General features: G+C 51.3%; 23 protein-coding genes and 21 tRNA genes. 4 read left to right on the top strand and 40 right to left on the bottom strand.

The features are described 5' to 3' along the window. Positions 1-3: 3 nt before the first annotated feature. The 6 genes from rpsR to nsrR form a co-directional block, all read right to left on the bottom strand. A complete protein-coding gene (rpsR, locus tag ACSF8X_RS03725; protein ID WP_002539422.1) occupies positions 4-231 on the bottom strand; it encodes a 30S ribosomal protein S18 in 228 nt (75 codons plus the stop codon). Positions 232-247: 16 nt separating this feature from the next. After that, a complete protein-coding gene (gene priB / locus ACSF8X_RS03720) occupies positions 248-550 on the bottom strand; it encodes a primosomal replication protein N (RefSeq protein WP_047881173.1) in 303 nt (100 codons plus the stop codon). A gap of 7 nt (positions 551-557) precedes the next feature. After that, positions 558-944 carry a 30S ribosomal protein S6 gene (gene rpsF / locus ACSF8X_RS03715; protein ID WP_047881174.1) on the bottom strand — a complete coding sequence of 129 codons (387 nt, stop codon included), beginning with the start codon at positions 942-944 and terminating at the stop codon, positions 558-560. Between the two features lie 343 nt (positions 945-1,287). Beyond that, positions 1,288-2,022, bottom strand: coding sequence for a 23S rRNA (guanosine(2251)-2'-O)-methyltransferase RlmB (rlmB, locus tag ACSF8X_RS03710; RefSeq protein WP_500850726.1), 735 nt, complete (start codon positions 2,020-2,022; stop codon positions 1,288-1,290). 3 nt (positions 2,023-2,025) lie between these two features. Then, positions 2,026-4,599 (bottom strand): ribonuclease R, encoded by a 2,574-nt coding sequence (rnr, locus tag ACSF8X_RS03705; protein ID WP_500850725.1) that lies wholly within the window; start codon positions 4,597-4,599, stop codon positions 2,026-2,028. Between the two features lie 114 nt (positions 4,600-4,713). Then, complete coding sequence (nsrR, locus tag ACSF8X_RS03700; protein WP_047881177.1) at positions 4,714-5,148, bottom strand: nitric oxide-sensing transcriptional repressor NsrR; 435 nt, start codon at positions 5,146-5,148, stop codon at positions 4,714-4,716. 105 nt (positions 5,149-5,253) lie between these two features. Here nsrR and hmpA point away from each other — a divergent pair, with 105 nt between their 5' ends. Further along, the gene (hmpA, locus tag ACSF8X_RS03695) at positions 5,254-6,438 is read left to right on the top strand and encodes an NO-inducible flavohemoprotein (protein ID WP_500850724.1); all 1,185 of its coding nucleotides are present in this window, start codon (positions 5,254-5,256) and stop codon (positions 6,436-6,438) included. 67 nt (positions 6,439-6,505) lie between these two features. On the opposite strand, the gene motX is transcribed toward hmpA, so the two are convergent. The 12 genes from motX to ACSF8X_RS03635 form a co-directional block, all read right to left on the bottom strand. After that, entirely contained in the window at positions 6,506-7,132 is a 627-nt protein-coding gene (gene motX, locus ACSF8X_RS03690; RefSeq protein ID WP_047881179.1) for a flagellar protein MotX, read from the bottom strand. 166 nt (positions 7,133-7,298) lie between these two features. Further along, positions 7,299-8,615: an adenylosuccinate synthase gene (locus tag ACSF8X_RS03685; RefSeq protein ID WP_047881180.1), complete on the bottom strand. Its 1,317-nt coding sequence runs from the start codon at positions 8,613-8,615 to the stop codon at positions 7,299-7,301. A gap of 122 nt (positions 8,616-8,737) precedes the next feature. Beyond that, positions 8,738-8,932, bottom strand: a complete 195-nt coding sequence (locus ACSF8X_RS03680; protein ID WP_047881181.1) for a DUF2065 domain-containing protein — start codon at positions 8,930-8,932, stop codon at positions 8,738-8,740. 138 nt (positions 8,933-9,070) lie between these two features. Further along, positions 9,071-10,111: a protease modulator HflC gene (gene hflC / locus ACSF8X_RS03675; RefSeq protein ID WP_500850723.1), complete on the bottom strand. Its 1,041-nt coding sequence runs from the start codon at positions 10,109-10,111 to the stop codon at positions 9,071-9,073. Positions 10,112-10,113: 2 nt separating this feature from the next. Beyond that, a complete protein-coding gene (gene hflK / locus ACSF8X_RS03670; protein ID WP_047881183.1) occupies positions 10,114-11,268 on the bottom strand; it encodes an FtsH protease activity modulator HflK in 1,155 nt (384 codons plus the stop codon). Between the two features lie 57 nt (positions 11,269-11,325). Continuing rightward, a complete protein-coding gene (gene hflX, locus ACSF8X_RS03665) occupies positions 11,326-12,615 on the bottom strand; it encodes a ribosome rescue GTPase HflX (protein ID WP_047881184.1) in 1,290 nt (429 codons plus the stop codon). Positions 12,616-12,640: 25 nt separating this feature from the next. Further along, positions 12,641-12,910: an RNA chaperone Hfq gene (gene hfq / locus ACSF8X_RS03660; RefSeq protein WP_047881185.1), complete on the bottom strand. Its 270-nt coding sequence runs from the start codon at positions 12,908-12,910 to the stop codon at positions 12,641-12,643. Between the two features lie 85 nt (positions 12,911-12,995). Beyond that, positions 12,996-13,931, bottom strand: a complete 936-nt coding sequence (miaA, locus tag ACSF8X_RS03655) for a tRNA (adenosine(37)-N6)-dimethylallyltransferase MiaA (protein WP_047881186.1) — start codon at positions 13,929-13,931, stop codon at positions 12,996-12,998. Next, positions 13,924-16,011: a DNA mismatch repair endonuclease MutL gene (gene mutL / locus ACSF8X_RS03650; protein WP_500850722.1), complete on the bottom strand. Its 2,088-nt coding sequence runs from the start codon at positions 16,009-16,011 to the stop codon at positions 13,924-13,926. The genes miaA and mutL overlap by 8 nt, the downstream gene beginning before the upstream one ends. Positions 16,012-16,013: 2 nt before the next feature. Next, on the bottom strand, positions 16,014-17,729 hold the full coding sequence (locus ACSF8X_RS03645) for an N-acetylmuramoyl-L-alanine amidase (RefSeq protein ID WP_047881224.1): 1,716 nt from the start codon (positions 17,727-17,729) through the stop codon (positions 16,014-16,016). 4 nt (positions 17,730-17,733) lie between these two features. Next, entirely contained in the window at positions 17,734-18,198 is a 465-nt protein-coding gene (gene tsaE, locus ACSF8X_RS03640; protein ID WP_047881225.1) for a tRNA (adenosine(37)-N6)-threonylcarbamoyltransferase complex ATPase subunit type 1 TsaE, read from the bottom strand. Between the two features lie 7 nt (positions 18,199-18,205). Further along, a complete protein-coding gene (locus ACSF8X_RS03635) occupies positions 18,206-19,696 on the bottom strand; it encodes an NAD(P)H-hydrate dehydratase (protein ID WP_500850721.1) in 1,491 nt (496 codons plus the stop codon). A gap of 162 nt (positions 19,697-19,858) precedes the next feature. Here ACSF8X_RS03635 and queG point away from each other — a divergent pair, with 162 nt between their 5' ends. Next, a complete protein-coding gene (gene queG / locus ACSF8X_RS03630; protein ID WP_500850720.1) occupies positions 19,859-20,992 on the top strand; it encodes a tRNA epoxyqueuosine(34) reductase QueG in 1,134 nt (377 codons plus the stop codon). An 890-nt stretch (positions 20,993-21,882) separates the two neighbouring features. Here queG and ACSF8X_RS03625 read toward each other — a convergent pair. The 22 genes from ACSF8X_RS03625 to orn all read right to left on the bottom strand — a co-directional run bounded on the left by ACSF8X_RS03625 (position 21,883) and on the right by orn (position 24,851). Continuing rightward, positions 21,883-21,973, bottom strand: a tRNA-Gly gene (locus ACSF8X_RS03625). 35 nt (positions 21,974-22,008) lie between these two features. Further along, positions 22,009-22,084: transfer RNA gene (locus tag ACSF8X_RS03620), tRNA-Gly, on the bottom strand. Positions 22,085-22,119: 35 nt separating this feature from the next. After that, a tRNA-Gly gene (locus tag ACSF8X_RS03615) sits at positions 22,120-22,195 on the bottom strand. 35 nt (positions 22,196-22,230) lie between these two features. Continuing rightward, a tRNA-Gly gene (locus ACSF8X_RS03610) sits at positions 22,231-22,306 on the bottom strand. Between the two features lie 35 nt (positions 22,307-22,341). Beyond that, positions 22,342-22,416: transfer RNA gene (locus ACSF8X_RS03605), tRNA-Gly, on the bottom strand. A gap of 35 nt (positions 22,417-22,451) precedes the next feature. Beyond that, a tRNA-Gly gene (locus ACSF8X_RS03600) sits at positions 22,452-22,527 on the bottom strand. 35 nt (positions 22,528-22,562) lie between these two features. Then, positions 22,563-22,638, bottom strand: a tRNA-Gly gene (locus tag ACSF8X_RS03595). Between the two features lie 35 nt (positions 22,639-22,673). Next, positions 22,674-22,749, bottom strand: a tRNA-Gly gene (locus tag ACSF8X_RS03590). Between the two features lie 35 nt (positions 22,750-22,784). After that, positions 22,785-22,860, bottom strand: a tRNA-Gly gene (locus ACSF8X_RS03585). A gap of 35 nt (positions 22,861-22,895) precedes the next feature. Continuing rightward, positions 22,896-22,971, bottom strand: a tRNA-Gly gene (locus tag ACSF8X_RS03580). 2 nt (positions 22,972-22,973) lie between these two features. Then, positions 22,974-23,050 (bottom strand) — tRNA-Met (locus tag ACSF8X_RS03575). A 70-nt stretch (positions 23,051-23,120) separates the two neighbouring features. After that, positions 23,121-23,196: transfer RNA gene (locus ACSF8X_RS03570), tRNA-Gly, on the bottom strand. A 2-nt stretch (positions 23,197-23,198) separates the two neighbouring features. Further along, a tRNA-Met gene (locus ACSF8X_RS03565) sits at positions 23,199-23,275 on the bottom strand. 70 nt (positions 23,276-23,345) lie between these two features. Next, positions 23,346-23,421: transfer RNA gene (locus tag ACSF8X_RS03560), tRNA-Gly, on the bottom strand. A 2-nt stretch (positions 23,422-23,423) separates the two neighbouring features. After that, positions 23,424-23,500 (bottom strand) — tRNA-Met (locus ACSF8X_RS03555). A gap of 70 nt (positions 23,501-23,570) precedes the next feature. Then, positions 23,571-23,646 (bottom strand) — tRNA-Gly (locus ACSF8X_RS03550). Between the two features lie 2 nt (positions 23,647-23,648). After that, a tRNA-Met gene (locus ACSF8X_RS03545) sits at positions 23,649-23,725 on the bottom strand. Positions 23,726-23,795: 70 nt separating this feature from the next. Beyond that, positions 23,796-23,871, bottom strand: a tRNA-Gly gene (locus ACSF8X_RS03540). Positions 23,872-23,873: 2 nt separating this feature from the next. Continuing rightward, positions 23,874-23,950: transfer RNA gene (locus tag ACSF8X_RS03535), tRNA-Met, on the bottom strand. A 70-nt stretch (positions 23,951-24,020) separates the two neighbouring features. Continuing rightward, a tRNA-Gly gene (locus ACSF8X_RS03530) sits at positions 24,021-24,096 on the bottom strand. Between the two features lie 2 nt (positions 24,097-24,098). Next, positions 24,099-24,175: transfer RNA gene (locus ACSF8X_RS03525), tRNA-Met, on the bottom strand. 130 nt (positions 24,176-24,305) lie between these two features. Continuing rightward, entirely contained in the window at positions 24,306-24,851 is a 546-nt protein-coding gene (orn, locus tag ACSF8X_RS03520) for an oligoribonuclease (RefSeq protein WP_500850719.1), read from the bottom strand. Positions 24,852-24,879: 28 nt separating this feature from the next. On the opposite strand from orn, the gene ACSF8X_RS03515 reads away from it, so the two are divergent. Together ACSF8X_RS03515 and rsgA are read left to right on the top strand one after the other, a co-directional pair. Beyond that, entirely contained in the window at positions 24,880-25,011 is a 132-nt protein-coding gene (locus ACSF8X_RS03515; RefSeq protein WP_276203178.1) for a hypothetical protein, read from the top strand. Further along, entirely contained in the window at positions 24,986-26,038 is a 1,053-nt protein-coding gene (rsgA, locus tag ACSF8X_RS03510; protein ID WP_500850718.1) for a small ribosomal subunit biogenesis GTPase RsgA, read from the top strand. Before ACSF8X_RS03515 ends, rsgA begins: the two co-directional genes overlap by 26 nt. Positions 26,039-26,156: the final 118 nt, after the last annotated feature.

The raw sequence follows: 26,156 nt of genomic DNA, 5'->3' as shown, positions 1-26,156 counted from the left end.
CGATTACTGATGCTTGTCAGTGTATGGTAGAAGTGCTAGGTAACGAGAACGCTTGATAGCGCGAGCTAGCTGGCGCTGGTATTTAGCGCGAGTACCAGTGATACGGCTTGGTACGATTTTACCAGCTTCAGTGATGTAGTTTTTCAGAGTTGCTACATCTTTGTAGTCAATCTCTTGTACGCCTTCTGCAGTGAAACGGCAGAACTTACGACGACGGAAGAAACGTGCCATGGGCTTATCTCCTGAACTAAATTTTTTCAATGTGATCGGCGTGCAACACTAATTTACCGATGCCATTACGGCCGGTGTGGTAAGAAACAAAGCCCCCTACCTTAATGTGGCTTCCGATAGCTAAATCTTGAGTGAGTACTTGCTGACCTTGCCCACTAACCACCACGTTGATGTAGCAATACACCTGGCGTGGTAAATCAGCTTCTTGCTGGTAGGAACGGTGCTCAAGCACAAAGTGACAATGAGGGATCCCCGCCAGCGACTGGCTCCGTTTGGGGTCCTTGGCGATAACGCCAGACAACTCCAGACGATTGGTCATTTACAAATTACTCAGCTGCTGCTTCGCCTTCAGATTGTGCTTCTGCACGCTCTTCACGACGTGGGGCACGCTCTTCTTTAGCCTTCATCATTGGAGATGGCTCAGTGATAGCGCCTTTAGTGCGCATGATCATGTTACGGATCACAGCATCGTTGAAGCGGAAGTTAGACTCTAGCTCGTCAACTACAGACTGCTCAGCTTCAACGTTCATTAGAACGTAGTGTGCTTTGTGCAGCTTGTTGATTGGGTAAGCCATTTGACGACGGCCCCAATCTTCTAGACGGTGAATCTGACCACCAGAATCTTTGATTGCACCAGTGTAGCGCTCGATCATGCCAGCAACTTGCTCGCTTTGATCTGGGTGCACCATGAATACGATTTCGTAATGACGCATGGGTTGCTCCTTACGGATTATTCAGCTTCTCTATTTGGCTCGGTCATCCAGGAGAAGCAAGGAACTAAGATAAATAACCGAGAATTTGGAGGCAGAATAGTATAGAGAATGGACAATTTAAGCAAGCGAATTTTCTTCGCTGGCAGAAGATATCTCAGCAAATAAAACACAACGGCTATTCAGACAGATAGACGTCTGCAGAGCGTTGAACTCACCCTCGCCCTCCGTACACCCCCGCACGCAACACATGACCGACAGATACAAAAAAACCGGTGCCGCACCTACGTGCCGCACCGGTTGTTGTCGCTCATATTCTCGACCAGCACTCTGGCCGAGAGGTCGATTACTGACGCTGGCGAACAGCCTCGAACAGGCAGATCCCCGTCGCAACGGAAACGTTCAGGCTCGATACCGAACCAGACATCGGGATCTTAATCAGATCGTCACAGGTTTCACGCGTCAGGCGGCGCATGCCCTCACCCTCAGCCCCCATTACAATCGCCAACGGGCCGGTTAGCTTGCTCTGGTAGATATCATGAGTCGCCTCGCCTGCCGTACCGACAACCCACACGCCTTGCTCCTGCAAATGGCGCAAGGTGCGGGCCAAGTTGGTCACACGCACCAACGGCACCACTTCTGCGGCACCACATGCCACCTTGCTCGCTGTCGCATTGAGCTGCGCCGAACGATCTTTAGGTATAATCACTGCCACAGCACCCGCCGCATCGGCATTTCGCAGACATGCGCCAAGGTTGTGCGGATCGGTCACACCGTCCAGCACCAACAGCAATGGGCTGTCCTTGCCGGCAAGAATGTCGTCAAGATCATTCTCGTTGTACTGTTTACCAGGACGAACGCGGGCAATAACCCCTTGGTGCGAGGCCCCTTTCGCCTTGTCATCAAGTGCCTTACGTCCAGCTTGCTGAATCGTAATACCCAGCGCCTGAAGCTCATTGAGCACAGGTAGCAAGCGGTCATCCTCACGCCCCTTGAGGACAAATACCTCAATGAAACGCGATGGATCTGATGCCAATACGGCCTGTACGGCATGAATACCGAAAATCATGTCATTACTCATGGATTAGTTCTTCTTTGCTGCACGTTCTTTTTTGCCAGGACGCGCTTTTTTCTTACGTGCCTTGGTCGATTTTTTCTTTTTCGCCGGATCGGCGCCAGCGACTTCCGGCTTGCCTTTGCGGCCCTTGCCGTGTGGAGCCTTGTCGCCCTCTATCGCAGGGATAGCCCCGGTCTTGAGTTTCTGGCGTACCGAACGACGGGTTTTCTTGCTCTTGGCGTTGTCTTCATCCTGTGCCTCACCGCCTTCGACACGGTAAACCTTCAGGCTCTGACGCTGCAGACCCTCGGCCTTGCGCATCCGCTGCTTCTTCTCACGCTTCTCGCGGTCGCGGCCAGTCTTGCCAGCACGGCTCGGCTTGCGGTTGCTGCCAACGATATCGAAGTCAATCTGGCGGTCATTCAAGTTGATAGAGGCAACTTTTACCGTCACCGTATCACCAAGACGGTAAACCTGGCCCGATGCGTCGCCAATCAAGCGCTGGCCGATCGGATCATACTGATAGTAATCATTGGCCAGGTTCGAGATATGGACAAGCCCATCGATATTCAGCTCGTTTAGGCGAACGAAGAAACCAAAGCCCGTCACATTGGCAATCACACCGTCAAACACGTCGCCGACGTGATCCTGCATGTACTCACACTTGAGCCAATCGGCCACATCACGGGTCGCATCATCGGCACGGCGCTCGGTCATCGAACACTGCTCGCCCAGCGTATCCATGTCGTCAAACGAGTAATGGTAACCACCGGTCGGAGTCCAGCGATCCTTGTTTGTCCCGTTTTCCTTGGCAACCAGATATTTGATTGCACGGTGTAGGGTCAAATCCGGGTAACGGCGGATCGGTGACGTAAAGTGCGCGTACTGGCTTAGCGCCAAACCAAAGTGGCCAATATTATCCGCCTGGTACACGGCCTGCTTCATCGAGCGCAGCAACATGGTCTGGATCAGCTCTTTGTCCGGACGATTCTGGATCAAGTTGGCCAATGCGGCATAGTCTTTCGGTGACGGCTCAAGGCCTCCCGACAACTGCAGGCTCAGCTCACCCAAGAAATCACGGAAACCGGTTAGACGCTCTTCACCCGGAGTATCGTGAACACGGTACAGAGCCGGCTCTTTGGCTTTTTCCACAAAACGCGCAGAGGCGATGTTGGCCAAGATCATACATTCTTCGATGATCTTGTGCGCATCGTTACGCTCAGCCGGAACAATGCGGTCAATCTTACGATCGGCATTGAAAATGAACTGGGTTTCCACCGTTTCAAACTCAATCGCACCACGCTCTTCACGAGACTGCTTGAGTACCTTGTACATGCTGTACAGCTCTTCAAGGTGCGGCACCAGCGGCGCATAGCGCTCGCGCAGTTCCTCGTCACCTTCAAGCATCTTGCTAACTTTGGTGTAGGTCAGGCGGGCATGGGAGTTCATCACCGCTTCATAGTGCTTGTAACCCGACAACTTACCCGCATCTGAAATGGTCATCTCACACACCATACACAGACGATCTACCTGCGGGTTCAGAGAACACAAACCGTTGGACAGCACTTCCGGCAGCATCGGGATAACCTGAGACGGGAAGTACACGGAGTTACCGCGCTTCACCGCTTCGTTATCTAACGCCGTCCCCGGACGTACGTAGTAACTGACGTCGGCAATCGCGACCCATAAACGCCAGCCACCCGACTTCTTGCGCTCACAGTAAACGGCGTCATCAAAGTCACGGGCATCCTCGCCATCGATAGTCACCAACGGCAGATTGCGCAGATCAACCCGGCCTTGCTTGGCTTCTTCCGGAACCTCTTCGCCAAGACCTTGAATTTGCTTGTCGACCTCGGTAGGCCACTCGTGAGGAATATCGTGGGTTCGCAGGGCGATCTCGATTTCCATCCCCGGCGCCATGTTCTCACCCAGAACCTCGACAATCTTGCCGATCGCGTTGTACTGGCGGGTCGCACGCTGGGTAATTTCCACTACCACCACGTTCCCCATCCGGGCACCCTGACGCTGGTCCTGCGGGATCACAATATCCTGCGCGATACGGGAATCATCCGGCACCACATAGCCCATGCCATCTTCGATGAAATAGCGACCGACAATCTGGCCTTCGTAATGTTTCAATACGCGAACCACGCGGCCTTCGCGGCGGCCACGTTTATCCGTACCAGCAACCTGAGCAAGAATATAATCACCGTGGATTACACCGCGCATCTGGTGGTGCGGCAACAGCAGGTCATCTTCCTTGGCATGGCTGCCTTCAGGACGCAAGAAACCAAAACCGTCACGGTGGCCAATCACATGGCCCTTGATCAAATCCAACCGCTCTGGCAACGCATAGCACTGACGGCGGGTAAAAATTAGCTGGCCATCGCGTTCCATCGCCCTCAGGCGGCGGCGCAGGCCTTCATATTGGTCGTCCCCTTCCAGGTTCAGCATTTCAAATAGCTGATCCCGGCTAACCGGTGTATCAAACCCGCGGATCACTTCCAGCAGCATTTCTCGGCTAGGAACCGGGTTTTCGTAGTTTGATGCTTCGCGATCGCGAAAAGGATCGACCGGTATTTCGGTAGTACCTTTTGACATAATTAGATCCAAGTTGGCGAGGATATGCTTCAAGTATATCCGCGCCCTAGGTGAACAGACGGGAGCCAGATCGAAATTTTCGGCTCCCCTGGGAGGTTTGAAGTTATCGGCGGGTTAGTCAGCCACTGGCTGCTCCAACAGCACTCGCAGCGGCGGGTTGTTGTCTATCATATCCGCAAGGGTATGGTCATCCAGCTCGGCAAGAAACGCCTGCCGGGCACTAAACAGGACCCCTTTCAAGCGGCAAGCAGGGGTAATGTGGCAAAACTCTTCGCTGCAATTCACAATTTGCAACGGCTCTATTGCCCGAACAACATCTCCGATCACTATCTGGTCGGCAGGCTTACCCAAACGGATCCCGCCATTTTTGCCTCGTACCGTCTCGACATACCCCAGCTGGCCTAGCTTATTGATAATCTTCACCATATGGTTGCGGGATACCCCGTACACTTCAGTCACCTTGGTGATACTCGCCAGCTCCCCTTGTGGTAGGGTCGCAAGGTAAATCAGGGCACGCAGGCCGTAATCGGTAAAACTTGTCAGCTGCACAATAACTCCTCCTGCTGGCATTTTAATCTGGATATTGACTAAAAGATACAGATAAGATACAAGTTATAACATGCATTACAAATACAACTAATAATAGGTAAAGTCATGCTCAGCCCACAAACAATCGAGATAATCAAAGCCACCACACCCGCTGTCGCCCAGACAGGCCCAGCCCTGACTGCGCATTTTTACGAACGAATGTTCCACCACAATCCCGAGCTCAAAGATATTTTCAACATGAGCAACCAGCGCAACGGCGACCAGCGCGAAGCCCTGTTCAACGCCATTTGCGCCTATGCCACCCACATCGACAACCTCGCCGCCCTGCTGCCAGCCGTCGAGAAAATCGCCCACAAACACACCAGCTTTATGATCACCGCCGAGCAGTATGCGATTGTCGGCGGGCACCTGCTCGCCACTATCGATGAACTGCTCGCGCCAGGACAAGAAGTCCTCGACGCATGGGGCGAAGCCTACGGCCTGCTGGCAAATATCTTCATCAAACGCGAAGCCGAGATTTACAGCGACAACGCTGCCAAGCAGGGCGGCTGGCAGGGACTCCGCGAATTTGTTATCACCGACAAGAAAGCCGAAAGCGAAGTCATCACCAGCTTCACCCTCAAGCCTGTTGACGGTGGCTGCGTCGCCCCATTCCGGCCCGGCCAGTATCTGGGGGTTTACCTTCATCCGGAGGAATTCGACAACCAGGAAATTCGCCAATACAGCTTATCTTCAGCGCCGCAAGCCGATCAGTACCGGATTTCCGTCAAGCGCGAAGAGGGCGGGCTTGTCTCCGGCTACCTCCACCAGCAGGTACAGATCGGCGATACCATCAACGTTGTGCCGCCTGCCGGCGACTTTTTCCTCGACCTCGCCCCGTCAGCTCCCGTCGCCCTGATCTCCGCCGGGGTCGGCCTGACTCCAACCCTGTCAATGCTTGAAAGCCTGACAGAACACCAAGCCCCTGTCCGCTGGCTACATGCTGCCGAAAACGGTAGCCACCATGCTTTCCGCGAGTATATTGCCGATCTTGCTGAGCACCACCCTCACATTTCGTCCCATACTTGGTATCGCCAGCCAAGAGACTGCGACCAACCTGACCGTGACTTCCAGTTCGAGGGGATGATGGATTTGAACGCAGTCGCCGAGATGCTCAGCGAGCCAGACATGCACTATTATTTCTGCGGCCCGGTCGGCTTCATGCAGTCGATCGCCAAACAACTGCTGGCACAGGGAATAGCCGAAGACAGGCTACACTATGAGTGTTTTGGCCCCCATAAAGTGCTGTGATTATTTGTCGCATTCGCCATAACAAAAAAGAGAAGCCAAAGGCTTCTCTTTTTTATGTCTTTTTCTATCACCAATAAGAATCACGCCGTTTGGCCCGGGCGATCACATTGGCCGGCATCCGGTTTTCTAGCCCCAGCCGCAACTGGGTAATTTTATTGTGGGTCACCTTGCTCGCCGACACGGTATGGTATAGCCAGCGATAGGCATCCTCGAAATCCAACGGGCTGCCGTAATCTCTCAACAACAACTCGGCTAACAAAATCCGGGCATTAACATTGCCCATCGATGCCGCTTCGCGCAAATAAGGAATCGCTCGTTCGCTATCCTGCTGCACAAGGATCCCTCGGGCATAGTAACGCCCCAGCTGCTCCAGCGCAGCCGGTAACCCTTGCTGTGCCGCCTCTTGCATGTAGTGAATCCCAAGCTCGGCATCACGCTTGACGCATACCCCCCATGCCAGCATATCGCCATAGAGGTATTGGTAGGCCGGTGACTCGACCCTAACCGCCCGCGCTTCAATGTCCTGCACCAACTGGCAGTCATCGGCTCTAACACGCTCAAGATGGCTATTGGTGTCAAACATTCGGATCAGCTGGTTTTCAGTATACACAGGCACCGCATCGCCGATAGCCTCAGAGGCCATAGCGGGGGTCACTACCAGCAATGTCGTGATCAGCAAGGCTCGAAGGCTCATGATGGGGCTCCAACGTCAAGGATTAACAGGGTATCGGCCGATTCTAAATAGACTTTAGTGAAAATTCATTATGATTATGACACTTGTAATATTTTGAAATAAAAACAAAAAAACCAGCCCGGAGGCTGGTTTCTATTCATCAACACTGGCGTTAGACGCGAGTGGATTAGTTACCGTATGGGTGAACTTTGATGATTGTCTCGTTACGGTCTGGGCCAGTAGAGATAATATCAATTGGCACACCCGTTAGCTCTTCAATACGTGCGATGTAGTTCAACGCCGCTTGTGGAAGCTCGTCTAGAGATTTCACACCAACTGTGTTCTCAGACCAACCAGGCATTGTTTCGTAAATCAGCTCTAGGTTCTCGTAAGCATCTGCCGCCATTGGTGATACTTCTAGAAGCTCGCCAGATTGCGTTTTGTAGCCAGTACAGATTTTCAGCTCTTTCAAGCCATCAAGTACATCAAGTTTAGTCAGGCAGAAACCTGAGATAGAGTTGATTTGTACGGCACGGCGCATAGCGACGGCATCAAACCAACCTGTACGACGTAGACGACCCGTTGTCGCACCAAACTCGTGGCCAACTGTACCTAGGTGCTTACCGACAGGATCTTGCTTGTCTAGACCGTCGTATAGCTCTGTTGGGAAAGGACCTGCACCAACGCGAGTACAGTAAGCCTTCGCAATACCCAGAATGTAACCTAGGTGACGAGGACCAAAACCAGAACCGGCAGCAACACCACCAGCAGTAGTGTTAGAAGACGTTACGTAAGGGTAAGTACCGTGGTCGATATCAAGCAGTGTACCCTGCGCGCCTTCGAACATGATCTTGTCGCCACGCAGACGCGCATCATCAAGCTCTTTGGTCACATCAATAACCATCGCGGTCAGGATATCAGCCTGAGCCATGATGTTTTCAAGTACTTCTTCGTAGCTTACAGGCTCTGCATTGTAGTAATGCTCTAGCTGGAAGTTATGGTAAGCCATTACTTCTTTTAGCTTTTCAGCAAATGCAGCTTTATCGAATAGATCGCCAACGCGCAGACCGCGACGAGCAACTTTGTCTTCGTACGCAGGACCGATACCACGACCTGTTGTACCGATCGCTTTCTTACCGCGAGCAATTTCACGAGCCTGATCAAGCGCAACGTGGTATGGAAGAATTAGCGGACATGCTTCTGATAGGAATAGACGCTCGCGAACAGGAATACCACGTTCTTCTAGCGGGCCCATTTCCTTCATCAGTGCGTCAGGAGAAAGTACAACACCGTTACCGATGATGCATTTAACGTTGTCACGCAAGATACCTGATGGGATCAGGTGAAGGACTGTCTTTTCACCGTCAATTACAAGAGTGTGTCCAGCGTTATGGCCACCTTGGTAGCGTACTACATACTTTGCATCTTCAGTCAAAAGATCAACGATCTTTCCCTTACCTTCGTCACCCCATTGGGTGCCAAGAACGACTACATTATTTGCCATCTTTCTTCGTCTATCTGTAGTTAAAAAAGGATTCTAGCACCTTAAACGTCACGTTGCAGTCATTTTTTGACCATAGCCAATACGCCATCAACACCGATGTCACGCAACTGTGCTAGAGGCATTTACATACTAGTGTACATCATATAGGCGATAACACTGCCGGCCACCACCAAGCAGCCTCCAATACGGCGTAAGGTGTTGTCATCCTGCTGACTCAATTGGCTCACCATCTCACGCCATCCTCGCGGTGCCAGCAATGGTCCGAGCCCTTCAAATACCAACACCAGCCCCAAGGCCAGCCAAATTGTATTACTCATTCCGAGCCTCCGTTGTTGTACCGCCATTATACCCAAAACCGTTCGCGATACTCCGCTTCCACGCCCTATGCAGTCGAGAGCAACAGGCAAAAAAAAGGCAAGACTCTCGTCTTGCCTTTGATGCTTTGCCGATACTGCTTAGTTAGCGGTACCTATAGCATTCGACTCTTTCATGTACTTGAAGAATTCGGTATTCGGGTCAACAACCAGAATATCGTTCTTCGAATTGAAGCTATTTTCGTAAGCCTTGAGTGAACGTAAGAAGTTATAAAACTCAGGATCCTTACCAAAAGCTGACGAGTAAATCTCAGCCGTCTTCGCATCCGCCGTACCACGTAAAACTCGAGCTTCACGGTCAGCGTCAGCTAGGATCTTCGCAACTTCCAAGTCGGACTTGGCGCGAATCACTTCGGCCTTCTCGCGCCCTTGTGAACGGTGCTTACGAGCTACCGACTCACGCTCTGCACGCATACGGCGGTAGATCGATTCACTGATCTCATCTGGCAGGTTGATTTTCTTCATACGGAAGTCAACCACACGCACGCCCAGATCCTTCATCGCGCTGACCTGAATATCCTTCAGCACGTTTTCCATGATCTGATCACGCTGGCCTTCCACTTCCTTGCTCGGTGCCACTTCAGCCACGATATCTGTCGCAGGTGCCACATCGTCATCACTCACGACAGTTGCCGCCGGTGTGCCGCGTTCCGGCCCAGAAACAATCTGCTTGATTTCACGCGAACCGATTTCAGAACGCAAGCTGTCAACAACCTTACGCTTAAGCAGAGCCTGTGCCGTCGACACATCGCCGCCGCCCGTGGTCAGGTAGTAACGACCAAAGTCTTCGATACGCCACTTTACGTAAGTATCGATGATTACGTCTTTTTTCTCTGACGTTACAAAACGGTCGGCCTGATCATCCATAGTCTGGATACGTGCATCCAACATGCGTACACGGTCAAATACCGGCATTTTGAAATGCAGGCCCGGCTCGTAGATCCGCGCATTCTCCATCTCAGCCGTCGAGTTCTGCACAGCATTTGAATCAACCTTCGGATCATCTTTCAGAATACGTCCGAAACGCACCACAATCCCACGCTCGCCTTCTTGCACCACGAACATCGACATCAGCAATGTCGCGATCACAATCACAATGACCGGGATAATTAACTTACGCATAATTAATATCTCCCCTGACGACCGGTATTAGCACGCGGTGCCGTTGTTACTGGCGCCGTCTCTACTTTTTCCAGCTCGATGCCGTAGTCGGTAGTTGTGCCACTTTGTGGTTTACCTTGCTCTGTCGGCTTAACCAGCTTATCCAAAGGAAGGTACAACAAATTACCGCTTGAGTTGGAGTCCACCATTACCTTGCTAGTATTGGAATAGACGCGTTCCATCGTTTCAAGGTAGAGACGATCGCGCGTCACTTCCTTCGCGGCCAAATACTCAGGCAATAGCTTTTCAAACTGGGCGACCTCACCCAGCGCACCATTGACTACGCGCTCAGAGTAACCTTCTGCCTCACGCTTGATACGCTCTGCACGACCGGTTGCCTTCGGTAGAACATCATTGCTGTATGCCTCTGCCTCACGGACGAAACGTTCTTCATCCTCTCGCGCAGCAATAGCGTCATCGAATGCATCCTTCACCGCTTCCGGCGGACGGGCAGACTGGAAGTTGACGTCAACAACCTGCAGACCCATATCGTATTTCTGGATGATATCGTCAATTGCTTTTTGGGTATTGGCACGGATCACCTGACGGCCCGTTGTCAGAGCCTGATCCATGGTGGAGTCGCCAATCACCGCACGTAACGCCGAGTCTGTGGCCTGACGCAGGCTGTCATCAGCATTGGTCACGCTGAACAGATACTTCTGCGGCTGAGCAACGCGATACTGCACATCCATCTCAACCTGCAGCACGTTCTCGTCTTTGGTCAGCATCAAGCCTGAACTACGCAGCGAACGAATTGCCTGCACGTTGACAGGGATCACTTCGTCAATAAAAGTAGGCTTCCAGTTAAGACCCGGACCAACCTCCTCCTTCAGCGCCTCACCAAAACGCAGCACGACACCCTTCTCAGCTTCACCGATAGTATAGAAGCCCGAAAACCCCCATACCGCGGCAGCCAATACTACCACTACCCCCACACCGGCGGCACTGCCACCCGTTGAAGGTCCTTTTTTATTCCCAAAAACGCCACCGAATTTGCGACTCAGTTTAGAGAAAACCTCATCGAGATCCGGCGGACCTTGATCACGACCACCGCGATTATTATTCCCCCAAGGGTCATTATCACGGCCGCCGTTGTTACCAGGCTCATTCCACGCCATTATAGAACTCCATCAATATGATATGACGACAGTTTTTTTTATTACTCTAGCAGTCCATTAAGCAACGATAAAGTCATCAAGCGATGTACTTTCTCTTTTTTGTAACCGAGCCCACTCTGTCAGCGGTAATCGGATATCAATTTTGAGGCTGCCGTCAGGGTCATATTCTTCATGCAAAATACAGCCCAACTGATAGAACTTACTGCGATAGCGGCCGATGAACTGAGGCGGCAGACACAGAGTATGCCTAACCATCGTTCCGGATAACCGCTCCGTCAGTGCTTCGAACAGCAGGTCAATACCCTGCCCTTCCATCGCTGAAACCCATACCCGACGCGGGATACCATCACCATCACGCTCGATACGAGGCTCAGCCCCTTCCAAGTTGTCAATCTTATTCATGACAAGCAAGGACGGTACTTCGTTGGCCTCGATTTCTTCGAGGACAGCATCTACCGCTTCGATGTTTTCGCGAAAACGCTCATCGCTAGCATCAACCACATGTAACAACAAGGTGGCTTCTTGAGTCTCTTTCAATGTTGCCTTAAACGCCGCCACCAAATCATGAGGCAAATGGCGAATAAAACCAACGGTGTCAGCAAGAATCGCTGTACCTACATCCGCCACGTCGATTTTACGAAGCGTTGGATCCAAGGTCGCAAACAGCTGGTCGGCCGCATACACCCCGGCCTCTGTCACCCGGTTGAACAAAGTAGACTTACCGGCATTGGTGTAGCCCACCAAGGAAATGGTCGGGATTTCCGCTCGGTTGCGCGCCCGGCGACCTTGCTCCCGCTGCTTGGCTACTTTTTCCAATCGACGCAAAATGGTTTTAATCCGCTCGCGCAGCAAACGACGGTCGGTTTCCAACTGGGTCTCACCCGGACCACGCAAGCCTATCCCGCCTTTCTGGCGTTCAAGGTGGGTCCAGCCTCGGATCAGGCGGGTCGAGATATGACGTAGCTGTGCCAACTCAACTTGCAACTTACCTTCATGGGTTCGTGCTCGCTGGGCAAAGATATCAAGGATCAGGCCGGTACGGTCTAACACCCTGCACTTACAGATTTGCTCCAAGTTGCGCTCTTGCGCTGGAGAAAGAGAGTGGTTGAATATGACAATTTCGGCATCTAATGCCCGAACTGCTTCGGCAATTTCCTGTGCTTTACCTTCTCCCACGTAATACTTAGGGTGGGGAGTTTTACGACTACCTGTCACAACACGTAGCGTATTGACTCCCGCCGAGGAGACCAGCATTTCAAACTCGCTGAGATCTTCCCATTCCCCTTCTTGCGTGAAGTTGATATGAACAAGAATTGCCTGCTCACCGGATTCATAACGGTCAAACAAGCAATCAACTCCTTAACGAAGAATATTATTCTTCGGTTTTTTCCTGAGAACGATCAGCAGAGGCTGGGCGATCACCGGCATGGTGGTGATTTACAGGACGCGCGGGTACTACGGTAGAAATCGCGTGCTTATAAACCATTTGGTTTACAGTATTTTTCAGCAGGATCACAAACTGATCAAAAGATTCAATCTGGCCTTGCAGCTTGATACCGTTAACAAGGTAGATTGAAACAGGGATTCTTTCGCGACGCAAAGCGTTCAAAAACGGGTCTTGCAGAGATTGCCCCTTAGCCATTTTTTCTTTTCCTTATTTGTTTGTAGTTGTAGTTAGCAACGAATCAAAATTAAATACGCAAAACAGTAGTGAGTATACACGCTAATCAAATATCACATCTAACTGAGTTTGTGATGGTTTGTAACGATGCATCGACATCACTACTGTCTAACCACGTCAGATCCTTCCAGCTTCTGAGCCATGTGATCTGACGCTTAGCCAATTGACGGGTGGCACAGATACCACGGAAAACCGCATCATCCAAGCTACACTGCCCGTCCAAATATTCCCACATCTGGCGGTACCCTACACAACGTATTGACGGTAAATCTGGGTACAGATCCCCTCGTTCATACAAAGCGCGAACTTCCTGTTCAAAACCAGCTTTGATCATCTTGTCAAAACGCTGCTCGATCCGCTGATGCAAGACAGCCCTATCCTTGGGAGTTATTGCAAACTGATGAACCTTATAAGGCAACGATTCACCCTGAGTTTTCGTAAGCTCAGTTAAAGTTTTACCCGAAATACGAAAAACTTCCAATGCCCGTGACAATCGCTGAGGGTCATTAGGATGGATTCGAGCCCCGGAAACCGGGTCAACCCTTACCAATTCCTCATGCAGCACCTGCCAGCCCTTCTCCGCAGCCTCTTGCTCTATCTGGGCGCGGATCGCCGGATCCGCCGGAGGCAATGGCGACAAACCTTCCAACAATGCCTTGTAGTACAACATCGTACCACCGACTAGCAAAGGAATACGCCCTGCTGCCACTATATCAGCCATTTCTTTCAGTGCATCAGCACGAAAGTCCGCAGCTGAATAACTTTGCGCTGGATCACGAATATCGATAAGACGATGGGGAGCCTGAGCCAGTTCGTCGGCGTCTGGCTTTGCCGTTCCAATGTCCATACCTTTGTAGATAAGGGCGGAATCGACACTTATCAACTCCACAGGCAATTGTTGGCGCAAGCGGATTGCCAAATCGGTTTTGCCCGAGGCTGTCGGGCCCATAAGAAAAATGGCCGTCGGTAAAGGCTTAGTCATAGTCAAATGCTTCTATTGCCGCACGCACATCGACTGGGCGCAGCAGTTGTGTATTGTAATGTTCAAGTTCATGGCCCCATAGCTGCTCCAGTTCTGTCACCAACTGGATCGCTTGGGAAAGGCTGTAAGCGGGAAGCTCAACCGTAATTTGGCCGGCAAGCCACTCTAGCAAACGATCCCATCCCTGCGCCTCGGCATCCTCGGCAACACTCGCCAAGTATTCCAGCAAGGCCGGGATCAACTGCTGCAAGTTTTGCTGACGCAATGGCATACATACAGAGAGGATCACCAAATGGCTACGCCCTTTCGCTTTAAGCTGTATGCCTAGCTGCTTCAACAACAATGCATGCTGTTCGGCACAGTCTATCATACTTGCTTCAACAGGAATGGAATGCGGAATCAGCAATGGCTGAGGTTTCAGCCCTTCGCTCTTGGCTAGCCTTAGCTGCCCTTTGGCTCGCAGACGCTGGGCAGGCAGCAATGCCAACAGGCTCAGGCCGTCATCTCGTCCTAGCAGCAAATAACGCTGCTCCACCAAGCTCAAGGCCTTGCCCAGCCCACAACCGCTGGCCCCGTCGATCGCACCTTGGCGAATTGGCGTTGGCGTTGGCGTTGGCGTTGGCGTTGGCGTTGGCGTTGGCGTTGGCGTTGGCGTTGGCGTTGGCGTTGGCACAGCATGCGATGGCTCGGCTGTCTGCATCAACTGCTGGTAAGCCCTCACTTCGTCTGGAGATGGCCCATCTTCATTATAGCGTGAGCGTCCACCGATATTTGCAGCCCCGCCATCAGCGTAGTGCTCGCGACGAGAACCTGAAGTACGGCTATCTCTATCATCGGAAGACGAACGGTATCGAGACTCCCCTTGAGTGCTGCGACCTCCACCCTGATCGGACGATGACAGCCAATCTCTGGCAGGGGCTTTATTGGGGTAATCCGGCGTACGGGCGATTGCCGCTAGAGCTGGATTTGCAACTGGCGCAGGTTCGGACAGTGTCTGAGGAGATGTAGCCTCGGCCGCGTAGCCTGATGCCTGGGCGCTAGCTCGTGGTTGCGGCGCTGTTGGGGCCTGTGACTCATTCTCGGCCCCTTCAATCAGTGCACTTTGCAGCCCCTGACAAATAAAATCGTGAACCAAACGTGCCTGATGGAAACGCACTTCATGCTTAGCTGGATGAACATTGACATCAACATGGTGCGGATCCACCTCAATAAATAGCACATAGGCTGCATACTGATCAGAAGTCAGACTGGTCTCATAAGCCTGGCGAATAGCGTGATTGATGAGTTTATCCTTCATCATCCGGCCATTCACGTAGCAGTATTGAATATCGTTTTGAGCCCTTGCGCCTTGTGGACTGCAAATCCAACCGGATAGACGCAAATCTCCATGAGCCAGTTCAACAGCCAGTGCATGATTAAGGAAACCACTACCGCACACGGCTGCCAGCCGGCGTTCTTTCTGAATCTGGGTTGAGGCCGATCGGTATTGCCGGATCAACTTACCGTTATGACGTAAGTTAATACTCACATCCATTCGGCTCAACGCAATACGCTTGAGCAATTCATCGATATGGCCAAATTCGGTTTTTTCGGTGCGTAGAAACTTGCGCCGAGCAGGGGTGTTGAAAAAAAGATCAAGCACCTCAAGTGTCGTGCCGACCGGATGAGCCGCGGGCTTGAGCTGGACTTCCATATCACGACCTTCGGCATAGGCGCTCCATGCCTCTTCCTGCTCCTCAGTACGTGAGGTTAGCGTCAATCGGGAGACAGAACTAATACTGGCCAGTGCCTCACCGCGAAAGCCCAGACTCACTATCGCTTCCAGATCATCCAAACTCGCGATTTTCGATGTCGCATGACGGCTCAGAGCCAGCTCAAGTTCATCTTTAGGGATCCCTTTGCCGTTATCCCGGATCCGAATCGTCCGGCTGCCCCCCTTGTCGATATCAATATCAATACGGGTAGCGCCGGCATCAAGGCTATTTTCAACCAGCTCTTTGACCACCGAAGCCGGCCGTTCGACGACTTCGCCCGCCGCTATTTGGTTTGCCAGCCGTGCTGGCAAGATCTGAATAGGCATAATCAACTGCTCGGTATGGTAAGTTTCTGGCCAACAGCCAACTCATCGGAGCGAAGCTTGTTGGCCTCTCGCAATCGGCTGATACTGATGCCATATCGGGCAGCAATCTTGCCGAGGAACTCACCCCGCTTCACAACATGTACCACCGGGGCAGGCTTCTTCACCGCTATTTTCAATTTCTGGCCGACGGCCAACTCATCAGAGCGCAGCTTATTCAGGCTACGAATACTCGCAACTGTCACGCCATGCTGACTTGCAATCTTGCCTAGGAACTCCCCTCGCCTCACCGTATGAGTGATCACCTTGGTGATCATCTTAGCCGAAGACGGTTTCGCCGCGGCAGGTAGCCGAGCCGGTGTCGTGGAGACCTTACCCGGAATAACTAAAACCTGACCAACTTTCAATGTATTAGATTTCAAGCTATTGGCAGTCTTCACTGCGGCAACAGAGACACCGTATTTACTGGCAATAATACTGAGTGACTGGCCTCGGGTAACTTTATGCTTTAGCCCTTCCTTGCGCGAGGCAAATAAGGTTCCTTCCGGTGGCTTCTCATTGAAGTAAGACAGCACCCCGCGGTAGACCGCATCAGCCAGTTTGTTCTGATGCGAAGTATTGTTCAACAACCGCTCTTCGGTCGGGTTGGTAATAAATCCTGTCTCAACCAGCAACGATGGGATATCCGGGGACTTCAACACGGCCAGGCTGGCATGCTCAGGCTTGGTCTTGTGCAATCGGGTCACTTTCTTCAGCTCCCGTAGCACTCGGCTTGCTACGTCATAGCCCTCTTTTTGCGAGTGGCTAAACTGCAGGTCAAGTACCGCCATACTGAGATACTGATCGTCCGTACTACCAGAAAGCACGTCACCACCACCGAGCAGTTCTGATTGCTTCTCGTGTTGTTCCAACCAGCGACCAATTTCACTATTGGCCCGGCGAGTATTGAGCACCCACACCGATGCACCACGAGGCTGAGGCTGATGGAAGCCGTCAGCATGAATAGACACCAACAAATGCGCCTTGTACTTACGGGCGATCTCAGAGCGCTTATTCAAATTGACAAAATAGTCACCACGGCGGGTCAGTACCGCACGCATGCCCGGCGTTGCGTTGATCCGATCAACGACCTTGCGCGAAATGGCCAAGGTGACATTTTTCTCGTAGCGTCTGCTTGGCCCGATCGAACCGGGATCCTCGCCACCATGACCTGGGTCAATGGCAACAATGATATCATCCGTGCCGTAAGGCAAGGTTGCCTGCTTATTGGCAACCGGAGACTTTGACGTGGCGGCGACAATCGTCTTGGGCTTTTTCTTCTGATGTGGTAAATCCAACACCAAGCGGTGTCCATAGTGACCATCTGGGGTAGGAGCCAGCTTGAATAAATTCGGCGTTGTGCCCGCCTTAATTTCAAACACCAAGCGGTACGTCCCTTTTTCAGGCGCCCCGCTATTGCGGATCTTAGTCAGAATATCGCTGTCCTTGACCACAACCGGCAGCGACGTTTTCAACGACGTCTGTTTGATATCAACCACTAGGCGATCTGGTTTGCTCAAGGTGAAGTAGCTATATGTCGCTTCATCTTGCATATCCAGCACAACCCGGGTTTCATCCGGTGCCGGCCAGACTCGAATCCCCTTTAACTCATTCGCCATTGCCAGGGAGCTAAGCAAGCTAGCCCCAACTATCACTGCATGAAAAAAAGCCCTCAACGACATCCTATCAACACAACTCCAAGCGTTTAATCAATTCGCGACCATAGTCATTATTTGCGGTAAGGGTCGCCTTGCGCTGCTCCCCTTCGTAACGCATCTCAAGCTCAAGATCCGGTTGCGGCAATAACCCCGCCCCTTTCTCTGGCCATTCCACAAGACAAATCGCATCATTTGAAAAGTAATCACGGATCCCCATAAATTCTAGCTCTTCAGGATCAGCCAAACGGTACAAATCAAAATGATAGACATGCCAAGGCGGCAGTTCATAAGGCTCAACCAGCGTATAGGTAGGGCTCTTCACATTACCAGTGTGTCCCAACGCTCGGATAAAACCACGACTAAAGGTTGTTTTACCAGCCCCCAGATCGCCGTGCAGATAAATTGTCGTTTGTTGCTGGCATGCATGCGCCAACGAAGTACCAAGCGCTACCGTCGCCTGCTCATCGGCAAGCAGAGTTTCAAAAATAGTCATTATCTCTTTATCTTGAATTTACTAACTTTCTAATAAAAGGGAATAAATCACTAGCAACCATGCCGCGTTCGCCGGCCTGCGCACAACAATCTGCGGCAGTAGCATGGATCCAGCTCCCGACTTGGGCGGCCTGCAACAGAGAAAGCCCCTGCCCCAACAATGCACCAATCACACCGGACAACACATCGCCCATGCCTCCAGTGGCCATACCGGGGTTGCCTGCCACGCACACCGAAAACGCCGACGTACCGTCATACACAATAGTGCCAGCGCCTTTTAGCAACACAACCCCGCCATACTTCAATTGAAGTGCCTTGGCCGCAGCAAAGCGATCATGCTCGATATCAGCCACCGAACAATCCAGCAAGCGAGCCGCCTCTCCGGGATGGGGCGTAATTATACGATTATTTTTATAGTCTGGTGAAAGCGCTAATAAGTTCAATCCATCGGCATCGAGCACCATCGGCTTATCACAACCAGAACATTGATCATACAGCGTCCGACCCCAGTGTGATTGCCCTAAGCCCGGGCCAAGGACAATCACATCCGCCCATTGTATCTTTTCATGGGACTCTGCGCTCTTATCCTGCCAACCTCTGGCCATTATTTCAGGGACGGCGGCATTAATTGCCAACACATTGTCAGGTTGCGTCAGCACGGCGGTCAAACCGGCACCGCTGCGGAGTGCTGCCTCTGCGGCCAGACGGATCGCCCCACCCATACCGAGATCACCGCCGGCACAGAGGATCCGACCATGATCACCTTTGTGTGCACAACGCCGTCGCGCAGGCAATGCTTGCACGACCATCGCCTTATTGATCCTAATCGATGAGGCTGGCTGAATAGATTCAAATTCATCGGCAATACCCAGTCCAGCAAATACCAGTTGACCAACATAATCGGCCGCATGCCCTGTTACTAAGCCTTGCTTACAACCAATAAACGTCACCGTAATATCAGCCACCACCGCATCACCAAGCACCACCCCGCGATCAGCACACAAACCTGAAGGCACATCGATCGCCAATACGGGGAGCTCCGCCACGTTGATCGTTTGGATCACCGTGGCCATATCAGAACGAACCGTCCCTGATAGCCCGGTTCCCAACAAGGCATCAACAATGACATCAATCCCTTCGGGTACATGCAATTGGGGGGCACTGCACGTACCGCCAACAGCCAACCAGGATTCATAAGCTCGGCGGGCATCCGGGGGTAATGTTTCGGCAGCGGCAGCTTGCCATAACGTCACCTGATAGCCAGCCAAGCGGGCGAGTCGCGCGACAACATAGCCATCCCCTCCATTATTGCCACCACCGCAACAAACCAGTACATGACCAGAAGGGGGACACAGCTGCTCTAAATTCTCATAAGCGGCCGCGCCGGCCCTCTCCATCAATTGATACATCGATAACCGGCCGGCCTTGGCCGCCAACCGTTCGCCATGACGAACCTGCTCACTACGGTATAAGAGTTCCGGCAAGTGATGTTTGTGCATTTGATTGTCCTTATCCACACGCTCTCTTTGATAGTGCCCAAAAGCCCGACGAGAGACAATGATCATACACCCTGCCGCAAGATCGAACTGATCAAAGTCCCTCAACATTATCTATGATTGTGGTACACTTCCGCCCCCATTGGATCCAGGTACCCACATAACATGACCATCGACTACCACGCACTGTCTGACAACATCAAACAATGGGGCAAAGAGCTCGGCTTCCAGCAAGTCGGGATCTGTGATGTTGATTTGCGTGAACATGAAGAAGAGTTACAACGCTGGCTAAATGCCGGTTACCACGGACAGATGGACTGGATGGCACGCCACGGCATGATGCGAGCGCGCCCAGACGAACTTGTGCCCGGAACAATCAGGGTAATCAGCGTCAGAATGAACTACCTGCCACCTGAAGCAGGCTTTGCCCAAAGCCTCAGCCAGCCAAACAGCGCCTATATCAGCCGCTACTCTCTTGGCAGAGACTACCACAAACTAGTGCGTAATCGACTAAAGCAACTGGGTCAGCGTATTGAACAGGCAGTCGGCTCTTTTGGCTACCGGCCTTTTGTTGATTCGGCGCCGATTCTCGAGCGCCCGCTGGCTGAGAAGGCAGGTCTTGGCTGGACAGGAAAGCATTCTCTGATTATCAATCAAGATGCAGGCTCGTGGTTTTTTTTAGGTGAACTGCTCGTCGATCTTCCGCTGCCTGTCGATCGGCCTGTTGAGAAACAATGCGGAAAATGTGTAGCCTGTATAACAAGTTGCCCTACAGGAGCCATTATTGAAGATGGTGTCATCGATGCACGCCGCTGCATCTCGTACCTCACCATTGAATTTGATGGGGTTATTCCTGAAGAGTTCAGGGAGGCTATTGGCAACCGTATTTATGGCTGTGATGACTGCCAGCTCGTATGCCCCTTCAATCGCTTTGCCGCTGTTACTGATGAGCCTGATTACCACTGCCGAGACAGCCTGTACCAGCAACCTCTCGCCACGTTATACCAGTGGGACGAAGACACTTTTCTCAAGCATACAGAAGGCTCAGCAATCCGACGTATTGGGCACCAACAGTGGCTACGTAATTTAACCATTGCCATGGGCAATGCGCCTTACAGTAGCGATATCGTCAATGCGCTCAATGCCCGCCAAGGCGATTCATCTTTGCTCGATATTCATATTGAATGGGCACTAGACAAACAGCATAGACAACGACAAAACCTTGTCACCGAGGCCTTGCCGACCAAAACTCAGCGCCTTATTCGCATTATAGAAAAAGGACTACCTCGGGATGCCTAACTAATAACAGAATTCCGTCCGGCAACCCTCATTGCACAGAATGAGAGCGATATCAGATTGGGCATAATGTGGAAAACATTTTCACATCTCAAGTTTTATACCCAGATGAAAATATTAAACACAGCTTAAGATTAAGGACTTGAAAAAAGTTATTCACTCATCCACATAGTGGATCAGGTTGTATATAAATTTTGGAAAAAGCCTTATTAGGCTATCAAAAACATAGACTTAAACTGTTGATATTTTATCAACAGTTTTCAATATCAGCTTAAAAAAAAAGATAAGTACAGAGTTGTTCACACGGTATCGGCACACGTAATTAACCGACTTACCCACAAGTTAAGATTGTGGATAACTCTGTGCACTAACCTGTTATAGTTTTCCAACAGGGGAGAGCAAACCCAAGCCAGATAAGGCCTGAATCCGATTTTAAAGAAAAGAACGAATATCGCTGAGTATACTTCTGCTGGCTTTAGAAAATAGGACCAAAGCACAAAGAGCATACGCCACTAAGACCGCCAAACCCAACATATTTGACCTTATATGGGTCAATAATCCTACCGATATCGGTATGGAAGTCACTCATTACGTTGGAAATGATGGTTTAAGGTTCCCTGTAACTCCTGTTACGGAACATTGATACAGCACACTGGGAAACCGAGACTCGTATCTGCCAGGAATACTGATTTTGAACTAATACTTCACAGTAGTAGCTTTGCCGGCCTGCACATTCTTGTTGCAGCAGCAAACATGGAGCAACACCCGTTCGACCTTAATTTCAAGGAACAAGAATAGCGCTCAACCTATGCTAGGCGGCGCTATGCCAGCGAACAAACATCGCATTTCATCGATGAGTTCGATGACAACTTCTAAATCACTTCAAAATGAAGTGGAGCGACACACTAGGTTCCCGATCTTCGAGGAACTAGGCGTGACCTCAACCTTGGCAAGGTTGCGCTCTACCAACTGAGCTAGTGTCGCATTTTCATTGTTAGGTACAATGAGAACCTTCAATTTGGAGCGACACACGAGGTTCGAACTCGTGACCTCAACCTTGGCAAGGTTGCGCTCTACCAACTGAGCTAGTGTCGCATTTTCATTGTTAGGTACAATGAGAACCTTCAATTTGGAGCGACACACGAGGTTCGAACTCGTGACCTCAACCTTGGCAAGGTTGCGCTCTACCAACTGAGCTAGTGTCGCATTTTCATTGTTAGGTACAATGAGAACCTTCAATTTGGAGCGACACACGAGGTTCGAACTCGTGACCTCAACCTTGGCAAGGTTGCGCTCTACCAACTGAGCTAGTGTCGCATTTTCACTGTTAGGTACAATGAGAACCTTCAATTTGGAGCGACACACGAGGTTCGAACTCGTGACCTCAACCTTGGCAAGTTGCGCTCTACCAACTGAGCTAGTGTCGCATTTTCATTGTTAGGTACAATGAGAACCTTCAATTTGGAGCGACACACGAGGTTCGAACTCGTGACCTCAACCTTGGCAAGGTTGCGCTCTACCAACTGAGCTAGTGTCGCATTTTCACTGTTAGGTACAATGAGAACCTTCAATTTGGAGCGACACACGAGGTTCGAACTCGTGACCTCAACCTTGGCAAGGTTGCGCTCTACCAACTGAGCTAGTGTCGCATTTTCACTGTTAGGTACAATGAGAACCTTCAATTTGGAGCGACACACGAGGTTCGAACTCGTGACCTCAACCTTGGCAAGGTTGCGCTCTACCAACTGAGCTAGTGTCGCATTTTCACTGTTAGGTACAATGAGAACCTTCAATTTGGAGCGACACACGAGGTTCGAACTCGTGACCTCAACCTTGGCAAGGTTGCGCTCTACCAACTGAGCTAGTGTCGCATTTTCACTGTTAGGTACAATGAGAACCTTCAATTTGGAGCGACACACGAGGTTCGAACTCGTGACCTCAACCTTGGCAAGGTTGCGCTCTACCAACTGAGCTAGTGTCGCATTGGTTGCGGGGGCCGGATTTGAACCAACGACCTTCGGGTTATGAGCCCGACGAGCTACCAAGCTGCTCCACCCCGCGTCCGTATTGTGTCACCGTTAAAGCACCGTGAGAGCTATTTTACCTGTCGCCGAAGCAACAAATAAGAATTTGGAGCGACACACGAGGTTCGAACTCGTGACCTCAACCTTGGCAAGGTTGCGCTCTACCAACTGAGCTAGTGTCGCATTGGTTGCGGGGGCCGGATTTGAACCAACGACCTTCGGGTTATGAGCCCGACGAGCTACCAAGCTGCTCCACCCCGCGTCCGTATTGTGTCACCGTTAAAGCACCGTGAGAGCTATTTTACCTGCCGCCGAAGCAACAAATAAGAATCTGGAGCGACACACGAGGTTCGAACTCGTGACCTCAACCTTGGCAAGGTTGCGCTCTACCAACTGAGCTAGTGTCGCATTGGTTGCGGGGGCCGGATTTGAACCAACGACCTTCGGGTTATGAGCCCGACGAGCTACCAAGCTGCTCCACCCCGCGTCCGTATTGTGTCACCGTTAAAGCACCGTGAGAGCTATTTTACCTGTCGCCGAAGCAACAAATAAGAATTTGGAGCGACACACGAGGTTCGAACTCGTGACCTCAACCTTGGCAAGGTTGCGCTCTACCAACTGAGCTAGTGTCGCATTGGTTGCGGGGGCCGGATTTGAACCAACGACCTTCGGGTTATGAGCCCGACGAGCTACCAAGCTGCTCCACCCCGCGTCCGTATTGTGTCACCGTTAAAGCACCGTGAGAGCTATTTTACCTGCCGCCGAAGCAACAAATAAGAATTTGGAGCGACACACGAGGTTCGAACTCGTGACCTCAACCTTGGCAAGGTTGCGCTCTACCAACTGAGCTAGTGTCGCATTGGTTGCGGGGGCCGGATTTGAACCAACGACCTTCGGGTTATGAGCCCGACGAGCTACCAAGCTGCTCCACCCCGCGTCCGTATTGTGTCACCGTTAAAGCACCGTGAGAGCTATTTTACCTGCCGCCGAAGCAACAAATAAGAATTTGGAGCGACACACGAGGTTCGAACTCGTGACCTCAACCTTGGCAAGGTTGCGCTCTACCAACTGAGCTAGTGTCGCATTGGTTGCGGGGGCCGGATTTGAACCAACGACCTTCGGGTTATGAGCCCGACGAGCTACCAAGCTGCTCCACCCCGCGTCCATAAGTGAAAGGCAAATAAACAATTAAGAATTGCCTTTCGAGGCTGCGCATTATACGAGGAAATTAGATGGATGCAATAGATCTTGGGAAAAATTTGATCTTTCCCGATCGAATGCCTAATTAGCCGTCAAATATTGAAAATTTGCTCACGATAGAACCGCAGTTCGGCAATCGATTCGCGAATATCATCCAATGCCAGGTGGCTTCCTGTTTTCTTAAACCCGTCCAATACTTCAGGCTGCCAACGTCGGGTCAGTTCTTTTAATGTGCTGACATCAAGATATCGGTAATGAAAATATTGTTCAAGATCCGGCATGTGCTTATAAAGAAAACGACGATCCTGTCCAATACTATTACCACAAATCGGCGAGGCTCCTTTAGGTACCCACTGTTCCAAAAACGCAATCGTCTGACGAACAGCCTCGGCTTCGTCGATCTCGCTTGCCTTCACTCGCGCAACTAAGCCACTACCTGTATGCGTTGTCGTACACCACTCATCCATCTTTGCCAGCTCTTCATCCGGCTGATGGATTGCAAGAACCGGCCCTTCAGCCAAAATATTAAGCTGCGGATCTGTCACTATCGTCGCTATTTCAATGATTTTATGGGTTTCAGGATCCAGACCGGTCATTTCTAAGTCGATCCAAATCAGGTTCTGATCGCTGATCATCATCGGATATTGCCTATTCTATGAGTAAACCATGTATGATAATACCATTCGCGCCATTGCCGAGACAGTTCCGCTGTCGTTCGGCGAGGGGACTCCAGGTATTGTACCGACAGCCAACTTAACTGAACGAAATTCTTGTGGCAAAAAAGAAAAAGCTAACTAAAGGTCAGAGCCGCCGAGTGCGCTCAAACCAAAACAAGCGCTTAACACGCGAAAAAGATGAAATCCAATGGGATGAGTCTCTACTCGAATCTGCTCGCGAGGGCTTGGTGATCACCCGATTCGGCCAACACGCCGACGTCGAAGATCCTGAAACGGGGATCATTCACCGCTGCAACCTGCGCCGCAGTATCAAAAGCCTTGTCTCCGGCGACCGTGTCGTCTGGCGTCCTGGGGTTGAAACCCTTCAAGGAATTGCAGGTGTCGTTGAAGCCGTGCACGAGCGTGAATCCATGCTGACCAGACCGGACTACTACGATGGTGTCAAAGCCGTCGCAGCCAACGTCAACCAGATCATCATTGTTTCTGCGATTTTGCCGGAACTGTCGCTGAATATTATTGACCGTTATCTAGTCGCAGCGGAAACCGTCGGGATCGAACCATTGATCGTCCTCAACAAAGTCGATCTTCTCGATCAAGAAAACCGAGCATTGATCGATGGCACGCTGGAACTCTATCGCTCAATCGGTTATCAGGTTCGTATGGTAAGCCGAGAGACCGGTGAAGGCTTGGATCAACTCAAGGAAGATCTAAAAGATCGCATCAGTATCTTTGCTGGCCAATCGGGCGTAGGCAAATCCAGTCTGGTGAATGCTCTGATGCCAGAAGTCGAAGCTGAAATCGGCGATGTATCTGAAACCTCCGGCTTGGGCCAGCACACCACGACGGCGGCACGCCTCTACCACTTCCCTGAGGGTGGCGATCTGATTGACTCGCCAGGGGTACGAGAATTCGGTCTATGGCACCTTGATGCCGAGCAGGTCACCAAGGCATTCGTTGAATTCCGCGATTTCCTCGGTGGCTGCAAGTTCCGAGACTGCAAACATGGTGACGATCCAGGCTGCCTGATCCGCGAAGCCGTTGAAGAAGGCAAAATCAGCAAGGAACGCTTTGACAGCTACCATCGCATCATTGAAAGCATGTCGGAAAATATTGCCAACCGCCAGTTCTCACGAAACAAACCCGATTGATCCACCAGCTCTCCCCCTCACAGGGGAGAGCTGCAGCAAGTAACTGACTTTCATCTGCAAGTTAGGTATTATAATAGGTTAACGTTACATTTAAGTAACTATCTTGTTGAAAGACTGA

It is taken from the genome of Photobacterium panuliri, from assembly GCF_059920555.1.
This window is presented reverse-complemented; position numbering and strand designations above follow the sequence as displayed.

What these genes read in the sequence shown, in the direction of transcription:
- rnr (WP_500850725.1), bottom strand. Translation starts at nt 4,599, where the DNA reads ATGTCAAAAGGTACTACCGAAATACCGGTCGATCCTTTTCGCGATCGC.
- orn (WP_500850719.1), bottom strand. Translation starts at nt 24,851, where the DNA reads ATGATGATCAGCGATCAGAACCTGATTTGGATCGACTTAGAAATGACC.
- priB (WP_047881173.1), bottom strand. Translation starts at nt 550, where the DNA reads ATGACCAATCGTCTGGAGTTGTCTGGCGTTATCGCCAAGGACCCCAAA.
- hmpA (WP_500850724.1), top strand. Translation starts at nt 5,254, where the DNA reads ATGCTCAGCCCACAAACAATCGAGATAATCAAAGCCACCACACCCGCT.
- hfq (WP_047881185.1), bottom strand. Translation starts at nt 12,910, where the DNA reads ATGGCTAAGGGGCAATCTCTGCAAGACCCGTTTTTGAACGCTTTGCGT.
- ACSF8X_RS03685 (WP_047881180.1), bottom strand. Translation starts at nt 8,615, where the DNA reads ATGGCAAATAATGTAGTCGTTCTTGGCACCCAATGGGGTGACGAAGGT.
- ACSF8X_RS03680 (WP_047881181.1), bottom strand. Translation starts at nt 8,932, where the DNA reads ATGAGTAATACAATTTGGCTGGCCTTGGGGCTGGTGTTGGTATTTGAA.
- hflC (WP_500850723.1), bottom strand. Translation starts at nt 10,111, where the DNA reads ATGCGTAAGTTAATTATCCCGGTCATTGTGATTGTGATCGCGACATTG.
- miaA (WP_047881186.1), bottom strand. Translation starts at nt 13,931, where the DNA reads ATGACTAAGCCTTTACCGACGGCCATTTTTCTTATGGGCCCGACAGCC.
- queG (WP_500850720.1), top strand. Translation starts at nt 19,859, where the DNA reads ATGACCATCGACTACCACGCACTGTCTGACAACATCAAACAATGGGGC.
- rpsF (WP_047881174.1), bottom strand. Translation starts at nt 944, where the DNA reads ATGCGTCATTACGAAATCGTATTCATGGTGCACCCAGATCAAAGCGAG.
- ACSF8X_RS03645 (WP_047881224.1), bottom strand. Translation starts at nt 17,729, where the DNA reads ATGTCGTTGAGGGCTTTTTTTCATGCAGTGATAGTTGGGGCTAGCTTG.
- rlmB (WP_500850726.1), bottom strand. Translation starts at nt 2,022, where the DNA reads ATGAGTAATGACATGATTTTCGGTATTCATGCCGTACAGGCCGTATTG.
- motX (WP_047881179.1), bottom strand. Translation starts at nt 7,132, where the DNA reads ATGAGCCTTCGAGCCTTGCTGATCACGACATTGCTGGTAGTGACCCCC.
- ACSF8X_RS03635 (WP_500850721.1), bottom strand. Translation starts at nt 19,696, where the DNA reads ATGCACAAACATCACTTGCCGGAACTCTTATACCGTAGTGAGCAGGTT.
- mutL (WP_500850722.1), bottom strand. Translation starts at nt 16,011, where the DNA reads ATGCCTATTCAGATCTTGCCAGCACGGCTGGCAAACCAAATAGCGGCG.
- ACSF8X_RS03515 (WP_276203178.1), top strand. Translation starts at nt 24,880, where the DNA reads ATGTATGATAATACCATTCGCGCCATTGCCGAGACAGTTCCGCTGTCG.
- hflK (WP_047881183.1), bottom strand. Translation starts at nt 11,268, where the DNA reads ATGGCGTGGAATGAGCCTGGTAACAACGGCGGCCGTGATAATGACCCT.
- tsaE (WP_047881225.1), bottom strand. Translation starts at nt 18,198, where the DNA reads ATGACTATTTTTGAAACTCTGCTTGCCGATGAGCAGGCGACGGTAGCG.
- rpsR (WP_002539422.1), bottom strand. Translation starts at nt 231, where the DNA reads ATGGCACGTTTCTTCCGTCGTCGTAAGTTCTGCCGTTTCACTGCAGAA.